At 39.9% G+C, this 15,434-nt stretch carries 13 protein-coding genes; 11 read left to right on the forward strand and 2 right to left on the reverse strand.

All coding sequences use genetic code 11. The annotated features are described in order from the left end of the window. Positions 1-34 precede the first annotated feature (34 nt). Positions 35-1,228, reverse strand: a complete 1,194-nt coding sequence (cls, locus tag C564_RS0107615) for a cardiolipin synthase (RefSeq protein ID WP_018764911.1) — start codon at positions 1,226-1,228, stop codon at positions 35-37. 204 nt (positions 1,229-1,432) lie between these two features. Here cls and C564_RS0107620 point away from each other — a divergent pair, with 204 nt between their 5' ends. The 8 genes from C564_RS0107620 to pyrG all read left to right on the forward strand — a co-directional run bounded on the left by C564_RS0107620 (position 1,433) and on the right by pyrG (position 11,491). After that, positions 1,433-3,544 carry a (Fe-S)-binding protein gene (locus tag C564_RS0107620; protein WP_018764912.1) on the forward strand — a complete coding sequence of 704 codons (2,112 nt, stop codon included), beginning with the start codon at positions 1,433-1,435 and terminating at the stop codon, positions 3,542-3,544. 9 nt (positions 3,545-3,553) lie between these two features. Next, a complete protein-coding gene (locus C564_RS0107625) occupies positions 3,554-4,837 on the forward strand; it encodes an acetyl-CoA C-acetyltransferase (protein WP_026008494.1) in 1,284 nt (427 codons plus the stop codon). 18 nt (positions 4,838-4,855) lie between these two features. After that, positions 4,856-5,707 carry a 3-hydroxybutyryl-CoA dehydrogenase gene (locus C564_RS0107630; protein ID WP_006096674.1) on the forward strand — a complete coding sequence of 284 codons (852 nt, stop codon included), beginning with the start codon at positions 4,856-4,858 and terminating at the stop codon, positions 5,705-5,707. A gap of 89 nt (positions 5,708-5,796) precedes the next feature. Beyond that, a complete protein-coding gene (locus C564_RS0107635; RefSeq protein ID WP_018764913.1) occupies positions 5,797-6,927 on the forward strand; it encodes an acyl-CoA dehydrogenase in 1,131 nt (376 codons plus the stop codon). 27 nt (positions 6,928-6,954) lie between these two features. Continuing rightward, entirely contained in the window at positions 6,955-8,094 is a 1,140-nt protein-coding gene (gene acdA / locus C564_RS0107640; RefSeq protein ID WP_018764914.1) for an acyl-CoA dehydrogenase AcdA, read from the forward strand. Between the two features lie 63 nt (positions 8,095-8,157). Continuing rightward, complete coding sequence (locus C564_RS0107645) at positions 8,158-8,787, forward strand: TetR/AcrR family transcriptional regulator (RefSeq protein WP_018764915.1); 630 nt, start codon at positions 8,158-8,160, stop codon at positions 8,785-8,787. A 323-nt stretch (positions 8,788-9,110) separates the two neighbouring features. Then, positions 9,111-9,626 carry a DNA-directed RNA polymerase subunit delta gene (gene rpoE / locus C564_RS0107650; RefSeq protein ID WP_018764916.1) on the forward strand — a complete coding sequence of 172 codons (516 nt, stop codon included), beginning with the start codon at positions 9,111-9,113 and terminating at the stop codon, positions 9,624-9,626. Positions 9,627-9,883: 257 nt separating this feature from the next. Then, entirely contained in the window at positions 9,884-11,491 is a 1,608-nt protein-coding gene (gene pyrG, locus C564_RS0107655) for a CTP synthase (RefSeq protein WP_003202338.1), read from the forward strand. A 35-nt stretch (positions 11,492-11,526) separates the two neighbouring features. On the opposite strand, the gene C564_RS0107660 is transcribed toward pyrG, so the two are convergent. Then, on the reverse strand, positions 11,527-12,054 hold the full coding sequence (locus tag C564_RS0107660; RefSeq protein WP_018764917.1) for a DUF2529 domain-containing protein: 528 nt from the start codon (positions 12,052-12,054) through the stop codon (positions 11,527-11,529). 205 nt (positions 12,055-12,259) lie between these two features. On the opposite strand from C564_RS0107660, the gene spo0F reads away from it, so the two are divergent. The 3 genes from spo0F (at position 12,260) to murA (ending at position 15,374) form a co-directional block, all read left to right on the forward strand. Next, a complete protein-coding gene (gene spo0F, locus C564_RS0107665; protein WP_000398590.1) occupies positions 12,260-12,628 on the forward strand; it encodes a sporulation initiation phosphotransferase Spo0F in 369 nt (122 codons plus the stop codon). A gap of 210 nt (positions 12,629-12,838) precedes the next feature. Beyond that, positions 12,839-13,696 carry a class II fructose-bisphosphate aldolase gene (locus tag C564_RS0107670; protein ID WP_018764918.1) on the forward strand — a complete coding sequence of 286 codons (858 nt, stop codon included), beginning with the start codon at positions 12,839-12,841 and terminating at the stop codon, positions 13,694-13,696. A 388-nt stretch (positions 13,697-14,084) separates the two neighbouring features. After that, positions 14,085-15,374, forward strand: coding sequence for a UDP-N-acetylglucosamine 1-carboxyvinyltransferase (gene murA, locus C564_RS0107675; RefSeq protein ID WP_018764919.1), 1,290 nt, complete (start codon positions 14,085-14,087; stop codon positions 15,372-15,374). The last annotated feature ends 60 nt before the right edge of the window (positions 15,375-15,434 follow it).

The following is a 15,434-nucleotide window of genomic DNA, read 5'->3' on the forward strand; positions in this document are numbered from 1 at the left end:
CCGTTATTTATTATTTAATTATAAAAGTTTCATTTCATAAGAAAAACGCTAGTAACGTCCCAATCCATTCTTTTCCTTTATCGACAAGGGAGAGAGAGGAAACATCTTTCCAAGTAAGCAATGTAGACCCCTCAATATCTTTGCTAATGTGCACCTTAATTTCTTGTATAAAAGCCCGATCATATAGGAGACAATTTATTTCATGATTGATGTATATACTTCTCATATCAAAATTAGCTGTTCCGATATCACAAATATGATTATCTACCATAATAATTTTCGCGTGAAAAAATCCTTGTTGAAATTCATAAATATGACACCCTGCCCTCATCAATTTCCGGCAGTATGGTAATTTAGCTTCGCGAACGAGTGGGTGATCTGCTTTTTTAGGAACGAGAATCGTAATGCGAACACCTCGTTTTTTTGCTTGTAATAATGCATTCATTACTATTTTTCCCGGAATGAAATAGGGTGTCCCAATATATAATTCCTCTTTTGCACTTTCAATAAGTGATACAAATGTTTCCTGTAAATAGGCACCGTCTGTTGGGATAAAGCGGTGTAGCATAGGGCCTGGAAACTGTTTAGGAAAAAATGATGCTTCTTCTAATAAATCTTCATTTGTATCATCGCGCCAATCGTGCAAAAATTGTTTTTGTAAATCTTGTACGCCTTCGCCGGTCAGGCGTAAATGATAATCACGCCAAAGGCCCAATTCAGGATCATGCCCCAAATATTCTTCTCCGATGTTGAAACCTCCAATATAGCCAATTTTCCCATCGATAATCGTAATTTTTCTATGATTTCTTTGGTTTGCAGAAAAAAAGAGAAAAGGGATCTTGATTTTATGGCAATATGAAAAAGATACACCGTGTTTCCTGAGTGAGCGAATGGTTTCATCTGATAAACGATGGCTTCCTATACGATCGAGAAGGAGGCGTACTTCTATACCTTGTTTGGCTTTTTCAGTGAGAAGCTGTAAAAAAGTTTGACTAACTTCATCATTTTTGACAATGAAAAATAAAATATGTATATGATGCTTTGCCCCCTTTATATCCAGAAATAAATCATTGTATAAATTTGTTCCCCATGTATACAATTTAAAATTGCTACGTCGTAAGGGAAAAGGGCGGGACTTTATTTTTTTTAAATGATGTTTTCTTCCAAGTAAAAAGTCGAGTGAGACCCATATGACTAAGCATGTTAGTAAAAGAGATAAAAAGACCATTATCAAATTACCTCCTGAGAATTCATTCTTATAGTTTCACCTAAATAAACAGCTTTATGAAAAAATGTTGTGTTGTATAACAAAAAACTGTTGACTGAATGCTCACTCATTATATAATGGGGATAGGGGATATAATTCAGAAAATTATTTATTTTCGAAGATTCTAAAAGAAAGAGGGCTTACAAAGAGAGGGGTATCATAAAAATGAATAGTTTACTGATCATTAATTGGCTGGCTGCCATTGCTGTTATTGCTTATGCTGGATATTTGTTTGTATATTTGATACGAACAAGGATGGCCTACATACAATTAGGAAAAAAAGTAGAATTTGATCGCCGCTTTAAAGAGAGGTGGGATATTCTTAAGGTTAACGTTTTCGGTCAAAAAAAATTGCTGAAAGATAAGAAAAGCGGTATCATGCACGTTATGTTTTTTTACGGATTTATTCTTGTCCAATTTGGAGCAATTGACTTCGTTTGGAAAGGATTAGCACCAGGATCACATCTTCCATTTGGACCACTATACCCTGCATTTACATTCTTCCAGGAAATTATCACACTTATGATTTTAATCGCAGTTTTTTGGGCTTTTCATAGAAGATACGTTGAAAAACTTGTTCGTTTAAAACGTAATTTTAAATCAGGCCTTGTTCTTATTTTTATCGGAGGCTTAATGCTTTCTGTACTACTTGGTAACGGAATGGGCATTATATGGCACGGCGAAGAGCTTTCGTGGAGCGAACCAATCGCTTCTGGAATCGCTTACGTTTTCTCAGGAATAAATGAAACCGCAGCTATTTCTGTGTTCTATTTCTCTTGGTGGGTGCATCTACTTATTTTGTTAACGTTTTTAGTTTATGTACCACAATCAAAACACGCACATTTAATTGCCGGACCTGCTAATGTATTCTTTACTCGCCTTTCTAATCCAGGGAAACTTGAAAAAATTGATTTTGAAGATGAGACACAAGAAACATTCGGCGTTGGGAAAATTGAGGATTTCAAACAGACGCAGCTTATTGATTTATACGCTTGTGTAGAGTGCGGGCGCTGTACAAATATGTGCCCGGCAACAGGAACGGGCAAAATGTTGTCACCAATGGATTTAATTTTAAAACTTCGCGATCACTTAACGGATAAGGGGGCAGCGGTAACATCACGGGCTCCATGGGTTCCGGCGGTTGCGTTTAACAATACACAAGGAAATCAGTTAGCGATGATGGCAGCAGGGCAAGGGCAACAAGAATCGGCTGCTACAGCACTTGCTTATGATCCAAGTTTAATCGGAGACGTCATTACAGAAGAAGAGATTTGGGCATGTACAACGTGCCGTAGCTGTGAAGATCAATGCCCAGTTATGAATGAACACGTTGACAAAGTTATTGATTTACGTCGTTATCTCGTTTTAACAGAAGGAAAAATGGATCCAGAAGCGCAGCGTGCGATGACAAATATTGAGCGCCAAGGGAATCCGTGGGGGCTGAACCGTAAAGAGCGTGAAACGTGGCGCCAAGGCGATGATGAAGTAACCGTTCCAACTGTGAAAGAGAAAACAAAGGCTGGCGAAGAGTTCGAATATTTATTCTGGGTAGGATCAATGGGATCTTATGATAATCGCAGTCAGAAAATTGCGATATCATTTGCGAAGCTGATGAATAAAGCGGGCATTTCCTTTGCGATTCTTGGTAATAAAGAAAAGAACTCGGGAGATACGCCGCGCCGCCTTGGAAACGAATTTGTATTCCAAGAGATGGCCACAAAGAACATTGAAGAATTTGAAAAAGCAGGCGTGAAGAAAATCGTTACGATTGATCCGCATGCCTATAACACATTTAAAAATGAGTATCCAGACTTTGGTCTACAAGCAGAAGTCTATCACCATACAGAATTATTAGCACAGTGGGTGAAAGAAGGACGATTAGAGCCGGTTCACCGTATTGAAGAGACGATTACGTATCATGACTCCTGTTATTTAGGAAGATACAACGAAGTATATGAAGCACCGCGCAGTATTTTAAAAGCAATTCCAGGTGTGAAAGTTGTTGAAATGGAGCGTAATCGTGAAACAGGCATGTGCTGCGGTGCAGGCGGCGGACTTATGTGGATGGAAGAAACAACAGGTTCGCGCATTAACGTTGCACGTACAGAACAAGCACTTGCTGTGAAACCGTCAATCATTGGTACGGGATGCCCGTACTGCCTAACGATGATTAGTGACGGTACGAAAGCAAAAGAAGTAGAAGAGCAAGTTCAGACACTTGATGTAACAGAGATTTTAGAACGCTCTGTAATTGGGTCTAAAAAAGAAGTTATGTAATACGTAAGAATCCATACAACTTTAGAAAGAGGTGCAAGATTTGCACCTCTTCTCAGCGTAGGAGTATCGAGCGGGCGCTCAGCGCCCAAAAAAGAAATGGGGGAAATAAACGTGGTAAGAACAGTTATTTTAAGTGCTGCAAGAACGCCGGTTGGAAAGTTTGGGGGATCTTTAAAGGATGTAAAAGCAACGGAACTTGGAGGAATTGCGATTAAAGCTGCGCTTGAGCGAGCGGATGTTGCTGCAAATGATGTTGAAGAAGTTATATTCGGAGCGGTGATTCAAGGAGGACAGGGGCAAATTCCTTCGCGCCAAGCGGCGAGAGAAGCTGGACTTCCCTGGGAAACTCGTACAGAAACAGTGAATAAAGTTTGTGCATCTGGTCTTCGTGCTGTAACAATGGCTGATCAAATTATTCGTACTGGAGATCAAACGCTTATTGTAGCAGGCGGAATGGAATCAATGAGCAATAGTCCTTATATTTTACAAGGTGCACGATGGGGATACCGGATGGGACATAATCAAGTTGCCGATCTAAATGTAGTAGATGGCTTAACGTGTTCATTTTCTGGCGTACATATGGGTGTGTATGGCGGAGAAGTCGCGAAGGAGGACGGAATCTCTCGCGAAGTGCAAGATGAATGGGCATATCGCAGTCATCAGCGTGCAGTTTCTGCGCAGAAGGAAGGTCGATTTGAAGAGGAAATCGTACCAGTATCTGTACCGCAGCGAAAAGGTGAGCCGATTGTTGTTACAAAAGATGAAGCGCCGCGCGAAGATACAACAGTTGAAAAGCTAGCAAAGCTAAAGCCTGTATTTGATAAAACAGCGGCAGTAACGGCTGGAAATGCACCAGGGTTAAATGATGGCGGCGCGGCGCTTGTATTAATGAGCGAGGACAGAGCGCAGCAAGAAGGAAGAAAACCGTTAGCGACGATTTTAGCACATACAGCAATTGCGGTAGAAGCGAAAGATTTCCCAAGAACACCAGGGTATGCGATTAATGAGCTTTTGAAGAAAACAGGTAAGACAGTGGATGAGATTGACTTATTTGAGATTAACGAAGCCTTTGCAGCAGTTGCAATTGCGAGTGCAAATATTGCAGGAATTGATCCGGAAAAAATTAACGTAAACGGTGGCGCGGTTGCGATGGGACATCCAATTGGAGCAAGCGGGGCACGGATTATTGTAACGCTTATTCATGCACTGAAGCAACGCGGCGGCGGCATTGGAATTGCATCGATTTGCAGCGGCGGTGGCCAAGGCGACGCGATTATGATTGAAGTTCATTAATAAAAAGGGGGAGAAAAAATGAGTGTGCAAAAAATTGTTGTAATCGGTGCGGGGCAAATGGGTTCAGGTATTGCACAAGTATGTGCGATGGCAGGATATGACGTATATATGCAGGATTTGAAACAAGAGCAATTAGATCGGGGATTATCCATTATTACAAAAAACTTAGCACGCCAAGTAGAAAAAGGACGCATGGATGAAGAGTCAAAGGAAGCAACTTTAAATCGTCTTACAGCGACGCTTGAATTAAATTGTGTAAAAGAAGCAGATCTTGTTATTGAGGCAGCCGTTGAGAAAATGGATATTAAAAAGAAAATTTTCGCGAATTTAGATGAAATTGCACCAGAACATGCGATTTTGGCGACAAATACATCGTCTTTACCAATTACAGAAATTGCAGCGGTAACGAAAAGACCAGAGAAAGTAATTGGGATGCACTTTATGAATCCAGTTCCGGTTATGAAGCTTGTTGAAATCATTCGGGGTCTTGCAACAGATGATGCAGTATACGAAACAATCGAAGACATTACAAAGAAAATCGGAAAAGTACCAGTTGAAGTAAATGATTTCCCTGGATTTGTTTCCAACCGTATTTTATTACCGATGATTAATGAAGCGATTTATACGCTATATGAAGGCGTCGCAACAAAAGAAGCAATTGATGAAGTGATGAAGCTCGGTATGAATCATCCAATGGGGCCGTTAACATTAGCAGATTTTATTGGTCTAGATACGTGTTTATACATTATGGAGGTTCTGCATGAAGGACTAGGAGATAGTAAGTATCGCCCATGTCCGTTATTACGTAAATATGTAAATGCTGGTTGGTTAGGTCGAAAAACAGGTCGTGGTTTCTACGTATACGAATAGAAAGCAAGGGTAGGTCTCCCTCTTTTTTACAAAGTAGTGGTCTTACCAGGTGGTTGAAAAAAGATATATCGCAAATGGGGGCGGGGCATATGAATTTTCGTTTTACAGAAGAGCAGCAGATGATGAGGAAAATGGTTCGAGATTTTGCACAAAAGGAAATCGCTCCCTTTGTTCCAGAGATGGAACAAGGGGTGTTTCCTAGAGAGATTTTGAAGAAAATGGGTGAACTTGGACTTATGGGGATTCCAGCACCAGCGAAATATGGCGGTGCGGAAATGGATTTCATTTCTTACATTTTAGCTATTGAGGAATTATCAAAGGTGAGCGCGACAATTGGTGTTATTTTGGCGGTACACACATCGGTTGGAACAAACCCAATTTTATATTTTGGAACAGAAGAACAAAAGCAAAAATATGTTTCTAAACTAGCGACGGGTGAATACTTAGGTGCATTTGCTTTAACTGAGCCAAATGCGGGATCAGATGCAGGTAGCTTAAAATCAAGAGCCGTAAAGCAAGGTGATTACTATGTCATTAACGGTTCGAAAGTATTTATTACAAACGGTGGCGAGGCGGATACATATATCGTGTTTGCTTCTACGAATCCAGATGCAGGGAAGAGCGGAATTTCTGCGTTTATTGTAGAGAAAGATACACCAGGCTTAATCGTTGGAAAAGACGAACATAAGATGGGACTGCTTGGTTCTCGTACAGTGCAATTAACATTTGAAGATATGAAAGTACCAGTAGAAAACCTGCTCGGTGAAGAAGGACAAGGTTTTAAAGTAGCGATGGCGAATTTAGATGTTGGTCGCATTGGTATTGGAGCACAGGCACTTGGCATCGCCGAGGCAGCGCTAGCATGTGCAGTGGATTATGCGAAGGAGCGTCAGCAATTTGGAAAACCAATTGCCGCGCAGCAAGGACTGGGCTTTAAACTGGCGGATATGGCTACGAGCGTAGAAGCTGCGAGGTTACTTGTATATAGAGCGGCATCGCTTAGGGCACAGGGACTTCCTTGCGGGAAGGAAGCATCTATCGCAAAGCTGTTTGCTTCGAAAACAGCGGTCGATGTCGCAATTGAAGCGGTACAAGTATTTGGCGGTTACGGCTATACGAAAGATTATCCAGTTGAGCGATTTTTCCGTGATGCAAAAATTTGTGAGATTTATGAAGGAACGAGTGAAATACAGCGGCTTGTTATTAGCCGAGCATTATAAAGAGAAGAGAGAGTGAGGGGAAGGAACATGGATTTTAAATTATCAGAAGAGCATGAAATGATACGAAAAATGGTTCGAGATTTTGCGAGAAATGAAGTGGCGCCGACAGCAGCGGAGCGAGATGAAGAAGAACGATTTGACCGCGCTTTATTTGACCAAATGGCGAACCTTGGTTTAACAGGAATTCCATGGCCTGAAGAATACGGCGGGATTGGAAGCGATTACTTAGCGTATGTGATTGCTGTAGAAGAGTTATCTCGTGTTTGCGCTTCGACAGGTGTCACGTTATCTGCTCATACTTCGCTTGCTGGTTGGCCCATTTTTAAATTTGGAACAGAGGAACAAAAACAAAAGTTTTTACGCCCGATGGCGGAAGGGAAGAAAATTGGTGCATATGGTTTAACAGAGCCAGGTTCTGGTTCAGATGCAGGCGGAATGAGAACGACAGCGAAGCGAGATGGCGATCACTACATTTTAAATGGTTCTAAGATTTTTATTACAAATGGCGGCATTGCTGATATTTATGTTGTCTTTGCATTGACTGATCCAGAATCAAAGCAGCGCGGCACAAGTGCATTCATTGTAGAAAGCGATGCGCTAGGATTTTCAGTTGGTAAGAAAGAGAGCAAGCTTGGGATTCGCTCTTCACCAACAACAGAAATCATGTTTGAAGACTGCCGTATTCCTGCTGAAAATTTACTTGGCGAAGAAGGACAAGGGTTCAAAATTGCAATGCAGACGCTAGACGGTGGTCGTAACGGTATTGCGGCGCAAGCTGTTGGTATTGCGCAAGGAGCTTTAGATGCTTCTGTGGAGTATGCAAGAGAACGGCATCAGTTTGGAAAGCCAATTGCTGCGCAGCAAGGAATTGGTTTTAAATTAGCAGATATGGCGACAAGTGTAGAGGCAGCACGCCTATTAACATACCAAGCTGCTTGGCTAGAATCAGAAGGACTTCCGTACGGAAAAGAATCAGCGATGTCGAAGGTGTTTGCTGGGGATACAGCGATGAAAGTAACGACGGAAGCAGTACAAGTATTTGGTGGTTACGGTTATACGAAAGATTACCCGGTAGAACGGTTCATGCGTGATGCAAAGATTACGCAAATTTATGAGGGAACACAAGAGATTCAAAGGCTTGTAATTTCTCGCATGTTAACGAAATAAGAGAAAAAGCGTAGGTATTTTCCTACGCTTTTTCCTTCCAAATGGTAGAGAGAGGTGAAGAGGATGGTTAAGCACAATGTGCATGCGTCTGTAAAGGATGAGAAATTGGTTGCACTAAGGCGCGAGCAGATGATTAAAGGAGCGGTGCAGCTCTTTAAGCAAAAGGGATTTCCTCGTACAACAACGAGGGAAATTGCAAAAGCGGCCGGGTTTAGTATTGGGACACTTTACGAATATATCCGTACGAAAGATGATGTGTTGTATTTAGTATGTGATAGTATTTATGAACATGTAAAAGAACGATTAGAAGAAGTGGTCTGCACGGAAAAAGGAAGCGTTGAAAGTTTAAGGGTAGCCATTACGAATTATTTTAAAGTAATGGATGAGTTGCAAGAAGAAGTATTAATTATGTATCAAGAAGTTCGTTTTTTACCGAAAGAGTCTCTTCCATATGTACTAGAAAAAGAGTTTCAAATGGTGGGAATGTTTGAAAATATTTTAGAACAGTGTACGAAAAATGGCACATTTACATTAACGAAAAAGGAAATTCAACTGCTGGCTCATAATATTTTCATTCAAGGACAAATGTGGGGATTTAGACGCTGGGCCCTGCAAAAACTTTATACATTAGAGGAATATACAGAAATGCAGATTAGGTATGTATTACATGGCGCGCATATGCTTCCGAAATAAAACGATATCCCCCTCTTTTAGGCGGGAGAGAGCATCTAGCCATGCATAGAAGCGGCCAGTGCCTTTTTTAGCTCCATGCCGAGTGAGACCAGAAGGAGAAAATGAGAGGAAATCCCCACTGATTAAAGTTTCACTTTATATAGTCCCTACAGGTTAATCTTGTAAATACTGGTCTGTAATCACTTTTATCGATTGCTCGTGAAAGTTTCCCGTTTTTTTTTGTAGCATATTTGTTGGAGTTTTGTTTATAATGAATAGTATGGATTTTTTTAAACAGGCCGTTATATATAGGATTATATTTTAAGAAAGGAAGTGCCGCATAAGTGGATTTTAAGAAATATTCACCAGAAGAGCTAAAAGAATTATCCATGATTGAAGTTGTACATAGTGTTTTAGAGGATAAAAGACAGGCAACGTCATTCCATGATTTAGTTCAGGAAATCGCTCAAGTGCTGGGACTATCTCAAGAACAAGTTGCTGCGAAGATCGCACAATTCTATACAGATTTAAATATCGATGGACGTTTCATCAATTTAGGAGAAAACCGTTGGGGGATACGCAGTTGGTACCCATACGAGCAAATTGATGAAGAAATCTTACCTCAGCCAAAGCCTAAGAAAAAACGTAAGGTTGAAGAGGAAGAAGATTTTGATGACTACATTGAAGAAGACGAAGACGACTTCGACGGTGATGACGAAGAAGATGATGTAGAAGATTTGGACAAGGTTCTTGACGAAGACGATGATCTTGATGATTTAGATGAAGATGATGAAGAGGAAGAATTCGCTGACGAAGAACTTGAGTATGATGAAACAGAAGAAGAAGAGGAAGAAGTGTAGTTCTTGACTTTTTATTATCGTCCATGTAGAATCATTTTTGGGCTCTTTAAAACAGGACGATAATACTTTTAAAGTGTAAATATAAAAGAAAATTGCTCCCTACTTATTACTTTTCGTGATGAGGGGAGCAATTTTCTTTTTTGTTTTTTGTTTAGAAAATAAAAAGAGTCTAACAATAAGATAGATAAGGTGTTATCTACATACGTTGCGCTTTGCAACGGTGATTATATAACAACAAAGTAGAAGGGAGTACTTTTATGACTAAGTATATTTTCGTAACAGGCGGTGTAGTATCTTCTTTAGGGAAAGGGATTACAGCAGCATCTCTTGGAAGACTTTTAAAAAATCGTGGTTTAAACGTAACAATCCAAAAGTTTGACCCATACATTAACGTAGACCCAGGGACAATGAGCCCATACCAACACGGTGAGGTATTCGTAACAGATGATGGCGCAGAAACAGACTTAGACCTTGGTCACTATGAGCGTTTCATTGACATTAACTTAAACAAATACAGCAACGTAACAACAGGTAAAATTTACTCTTCTGTTCTTCAAAAAGAGCGTCGTGGTGAATATTTAGGAGGAACAGTTCAAGTTATTCCTCACATTACAAATGAAATTAAAGAGCGTGTATATCGTTCAGGCCGCGAAACAAATGCGGACGTTGTTATTACAGAAATCGGGGGAACTGTTGGTGACATCGAGTCTCTACCATTCCTAGAAGCAATTCGCCAAATTAAGAGCGATATTGGTCGTGACAACGTAATGTATATTCACTGTACATTAATCCCGTACTTAAAAGCAGCGGGTGAAATGAAAACAAAACCAACGCAACATAGCGTTAAAGAACTTCGTAGCTTAGGTATTCAGCCAAATATTATCGTTGTTCGTACAGAATTGCCTGTTTCTCAAGATATGAAAGACAAACTTGCTTTATTCTGTGACATCGATACAAAAGCAGTTATCGAAGCGCGTGATGCAGATACGTTATATGCAGTTCCATTATCGCTTCAAGAGCAAAATATGGACCAAATCGTTTGCGATCACTTAAAACTAGACAATCCAGCTGCAGATATGACAGAGTGGACTGCATTAGTTGAAAAAGTACGTAACCTATCTAAGAAAACAAAAATCGCTCTTGTTGGTAAATATGTAGAACTTCAAGATGCATACATTTCTGTTGTAGAAGCACTTCGCCATGCAGGATATTCATTTGATACAGATGTAGAAGTGAAATGGGTAAATGCTGAGCACGTAACAGCAGAAAACGTAAAAGAATTAGTTGGCGACACAGACGGTATCCTTGTACCAGGTGGCTTCGGCGATCGCGGTGTAGAAGGAAAAGTCGCTGCAATTCAATATGCACGTGAAAATAAAGTTCCATTCTTAGGAATTTGCTTAGGAATGCAACTTGCATCAATCGAATTTGCACGTAACGTATTAGGATTAGAAGGGGCTAACTCTTCTGAAATTAATCCTGACACGCCTTATGCAATTATTGACTTATTACCAGAACAAAAAGATGTAGAAGACTTAGGTGGCACACTTCGTCTTGGTCTATACCCATGTAAGCTTACTCCAGAAACAAATGCTTACAATGCGTATAATGAACCAGTTGTATACGAGCGTCATCGTCATCGTTATGAGTTCAACAACGAATTCCGTAAAGACATGGAAGGCGCTGGATTTATCTTCTCTGGTACAAGCCCAGATGGTCGTTTAGTAGAGATCATTGAATTACAAGATCACCCTTGGTTCGTGGCAGCACAGTTCCACCCAGAACTTGTATCTCGTCCAAACCGTCCACAACCATTGTTCCATGATTTCGTAAAAGCTTCTATTACGAATAAAGAAAGCAAGTAATAAAAAAGGCGTCCAAATTTGGACGCCTTTTTCTTTTACTCATATTCGTTTATCATTTCATCAATTGTAAATTTTAATCCGTGATAAGCAAATAGAGATAAGATTAAACTTGGGAACCCATAACGGTTGCCTTCATCATCCGGGATTAAACCTTTTAGCAATTTTGTATCAATATGTACATCTGTGAATTGTTCTAGTGAGACTTCGCCATTTTGGATGGCTGAAATACCAACAATGGAGTGTCCTTCTTCTTGTAGCTGCTTCGCTAATGAAATAATATTTTCATCTGTTGAAAAACGACTGATAAGAAGTACGCGGTCTGCGGATGTCACTTCTGCTTTTGTACCATTTTCGATTAAGCGCTTTGCATGTTTTAGCGGCTCTGCGCCGTGTAATGCTTCCGAAACAACGCCGTCCATTTCGTTTGTACCGTGTAAATAAACGATGCCATCACCAACTAACGCTTGCGCAAGTAGACGGGCACTATCTTCTATATTCATCTCTTCTTTTTGAGAAATCTTTGTGAAATAGCCGCTTAGCTGAGTAGAAAAAATTTTTAACATTGTATTGCTCCTTTCGATTGTGTTAAGGCGGCTTTCATTATAGCTTATTTTTTTAGAAAGGCGAAGTAATAGAGGTAGCATAACAAAATAGTAGGCGGTAAAATAAGAAAGAAATGGGAAGGAATTTGGTAAAGAATAGCGAAAATAAATCGAATAAGATATAAGAAGCTTTTAATCTTGTATTTACACAGAAAGGTTGGGGACTATGGAAGGGAAAATTTTAATCGTTGATGATCAATACGGCATTCGTGTGTTATTGCATGAAGTGTTCCAAAAAGAAGGTTATCAAACGTTCCAAGCAGCAAATGGATTTCAAGCTTTAGATATTGTGAAAAAGGATAATCCAGATTTAGTTATTCTAGATATGAAAATTCCAGGTATGGATGGTATAGAGATTTTAAAACATGTGAAAGAAATTAACGAAGATATTAAAGTTATTTTAATGACTGCTTATGGGGAGTTGGATATGATCCAAGAAGCAAAAGATTTAGGAGCTTTAATGCACTTTGCTAAGCCGTTTGATATTGATGAAATTCGCCAAGCAGTACGAAATGAAATCGCTGTAGAGGCTTAAAAATGAATTTTTTATAAAAAATATGAAAAAAAGCGTTTACATGGACTGATGAGCAGGTGAATACAGTTGAGTTTTTGAGTACAAGTTGTTATCCTATTGAGTGTAGAAAAAAGTCCGGTATGTAGATATACATATTTTACCTTATTCTGGTCATACTACCAGCGATAAGAACTTATCGGATACAAAAAACGTTTTTTAGGAGGATTCATCATGCCTTTAGTTTCCATGAAAGAAATGCTAAACAAAGCACTAGAAGGAAAATACGCAGTTGGTCAATTCAACATGAACAACTTAGAGTGGACTCAAGCTATCTTAGCTGCTGCGGAAGAAGAAAAATCTCCTGTAATCTTAGGTGTATCTGAGGGTGCAGCTCGTCATATGACTGGTTTCAAAACAGTTGTAGCTATGGTTAGAGCTTTAATCGAAGAAATGAACATCACTGTTCCTGTAGCGATTCACCTTGACCATGGTTCAAGCTTCGAAAAATGTAAAGAAGCAATCGATGCAGGTTTCACATCTGTAATGATCGACGCTTCTCACCACCCATTCGAAGAAAACGTTGAAACTACTAAAAAAGTAGTAGAATACGCACACGCTCGTAACGTATCTGTAGAAGCTGAGCTTGGTACAGTTGGCGGACAAGAAGACGATGTAATCGCTGAAGGCGTTATCTATGCTAATCCTGAAGAGTGTAAACACCTTGTTGAAGCAACAGGTATCGATTGCCTAGCTCCAGCTTTAGGTTCTGTACACGGCCCTTACAAAGGTGAGCCTAACTTAGGATTTAAAGAAATGGAACAAGTTCGCGACTTCACTGGTGTACCTTTAGTACTTCACGGTGGTACTGGTATCCCAACTGCTGATATCGTAAAAGCTATTTCTTTAGGTACTTCAAAAATCAACGTAAACACTGAGAACCAAATCGAGTTTACAAAAGCTGTTCGTGAAGTATTAAACAAAGATCAAGAAGTTTACGATCCTCGTAAATTTATCGGACCTGGCCGCGAAGCTATCAAAGCAACTGTTATTGGTAAAATTCGTGAATTCGGTTCTAACGGTAAAGCGTAAGAATAAAATTCCGTTTTGGAAACCGTCTAGTCTTTTAGACGGTTTCCTTTCGTTGTATAATGAAAGCGTGAACAAGTCTTAAGATTAAATGAATTGCCAATTTATTCACATAAACTGTAAGGAAATGTGAAAATGGAAAATGGTGTGAATGATTCTATTAATAAACGTTATCATGTATCTAAGATGAATTGACGAGTATAGCTTGACGGGCAGTTAGTCTTCATCTACTCGCCTAAAGCCTACCTATTCTAAGGTGAGGGCTTACCACTTGTTAAGTTGAGGAAAGGGAAAAGTCAAAAATGATTGGCTCTTTTGTTTTTCTTGATAGTATGCTGAACAAATGAGATTCTTAAGGAAAATAAATACATTCATAAGAAGGGAGCTCAACATGGAAAAGTTGCTGATTGAAGGTGGAAGACCTTTAAACGGATCAATTCGCGTGAGCGGTGCAAAGAACAGTGCTGTTGCTCTAATTCCAGCGACCATTTTAGCTGATACTCCAGTGACCATCGGTGGTGTACCTAATATTTCAGATGTGAAGATGTTAGGAGACCTATTAGAGGAAATTGGAGGAGCTGTAACGTACAATCAGGAGGAAGAGATGACGGTTGATCCTTCCAAAATGGTTGCTATGCCCTTGCCGAACGGGAAGGTAAAAAAATTACGTGCTTCTTATTACTTGATGGGCGCTATGCTTGGCCGCTTTAACAAAGCTGTAATTGGGCTTCCTGGTGGATGTCACTTAGGGCCAAGACCAATTGATCAGCACATTAAAGGATTTGAAGCATTAGGTGCACATGTGACAAATGAGCAAGGTGCAATCTATTTAAGAGCGGATGAATTACGAGGAGCTCGTATTTATTTAGATGTTGTTAGTGTAGGAGCAACGATTAACATTATGCTAGCAGCTGTGCGTGCAAAAGGTAGAACGGTGATTGAAAACGCTGCGAAAGAACCAGAAATTATTGATGTAGCAACATTACTAACAAGTATGGGGGCACGAATTAAAGGTGCTGGTACAGATGTGATTCGTATTGATGGTGTGAATTCTCTGCACGGTTGTCACCATTCTATTATTCCAGACCGAATTGAAGCGGGTACGTACATGATTTTAGGAGCGGCGTCTGGTGGAGAAATAACAGTTGATAATGTAATCCCGCAACATTTAGAGTCAATCACTGCAAAATTACGAGAAGCTGGTGTACAAGTTGAGACGAACGATGATCAAATTAAGGTAAATGGGGATCGTAAATTAAAGATTGTTGATATAAAAACACTTGTGTATCCAGGATTTCCGACAGATTTACAACAACCTTTTACAACTCTTTTAACAAAGGCGCATGGAACGGGAGTTGTAACGGATACGATTTACGGTGCTCGTTTTAAACATATTGATGAATTGCGCCGGATGAATGCACAAATTAAGGTAGAAGGCCGTTCTGCTATTGTGACAGGACCTGTTGCTTTGCAAGGAGCAAAGGTAAAAGCGAGCGATTTACGGGCGGGTGCTGCACTTGTAATTGCAGGATTAATGGCTGAAGGGATTACAGAAGTGACAGGGCTTGAACATATTGACCGAGGTTATGAAAATATAGTAGACAAGCTTAAAGGTCTTGGTGCGAACATTTGGCGAGAACAAATGACGCGGCAAGAGATTGAAGAAATGAAAAATGCATAATTTGCAATGATTGTTGGCAATGTACTCTTGATATGGAGTTTTGCTTATTATTGCAAGATG

It is taken from the genome of Bacillus sp. 105MF (genome assembly GCF_000374885.1).
Classification (GTDB): Bacteria; Bacillota; Bacilli; order Bacillales; family Bacillaceae_G; genus Bacillus_A; species Bacillus_A pseudomycoides.

What these genes read in the sequence shown, in the direction of transcription:
- cls (WP_018764911.1), bottom strand. Translation starts at nt 1,228, where the DNA reads ATGGTCTTTTTATCTCTTTTACTAACATGCTTAGTCATATGGGTCTCA.
- C564_RS0107620 (WP_018764912.1), top strand. Translation starts at nt 1,433, where the DNA reads ATGAATAGTTTACTGATCATTAATTGGCTGGCTGCCATTGCTGTTATT.
- C564_RS0107630 (WP_006096674.1), top strand. Translation starts at nt 4,856, where the DNA reads ATGAGTGTGCAAAAAATTGTTGTAATCGGTGCGGGGCAAATGGGTTCA.
- C564_RS0107635 (WP_018764913.1), top strand. Translation starts at nt 5,797, where the DNA reads ATGAATTTTCGTTTTACAGAAGAGCAGCAGATGATGAGGAAAATGGTT.
- acdA (WP_018764914.1), top strand. Translation starts at nt 6,955, where the DNA reads ATGGATTTTAAATTATCAGAAGAGCATGAAATGATACGAAAAATGGTT.
- C564_RS0107645 (WP_018764915.1), top strand. Translation starts at nt 8,158, where the DNA reads ATGGTTAAGCACAATGTGCATGCGTCTGTAAAGGATGAGAAATTGGTT.
- pyrG (WP_003202338.1), top strand. Translation starts at nt 9,884, where the DNA reads ATGACTAAGTATATTTTCGTAACAGGCGGTGTAGTATCTTCTTTAGGG.
- C564_RS0107660 (WP_018764917.1), bottom strand. Translation starts at nt 12,054, where the DNA reads ATGTTAAAAATTTTTTCTACTCAGCTAAGCGGCTATTTCACAAAGATT.
- spo0F (WP_000398590.1), top strand. Translation starts at nt 12,260, where the DNA reads ATGGAAGGGAAAATTTTAATCGTTGATGATCAATACGGCATTCGTGTG.
- C564_RS0107670 (WP_018764918.1), top strand. Translation starts at nt 12,839, where the DNA reads ATGCCTTTAGTTTCCATGAAAGAAATGCTAAACAAAGCACTAGAAGGA.
- murA (WP_018764919.1), top strand. Translation starts at nt 14,085, where the DNA reads ATGGAAAAGTTGCTGATTGAAGGTGGAAGACCTTTAAACGGATCAATT.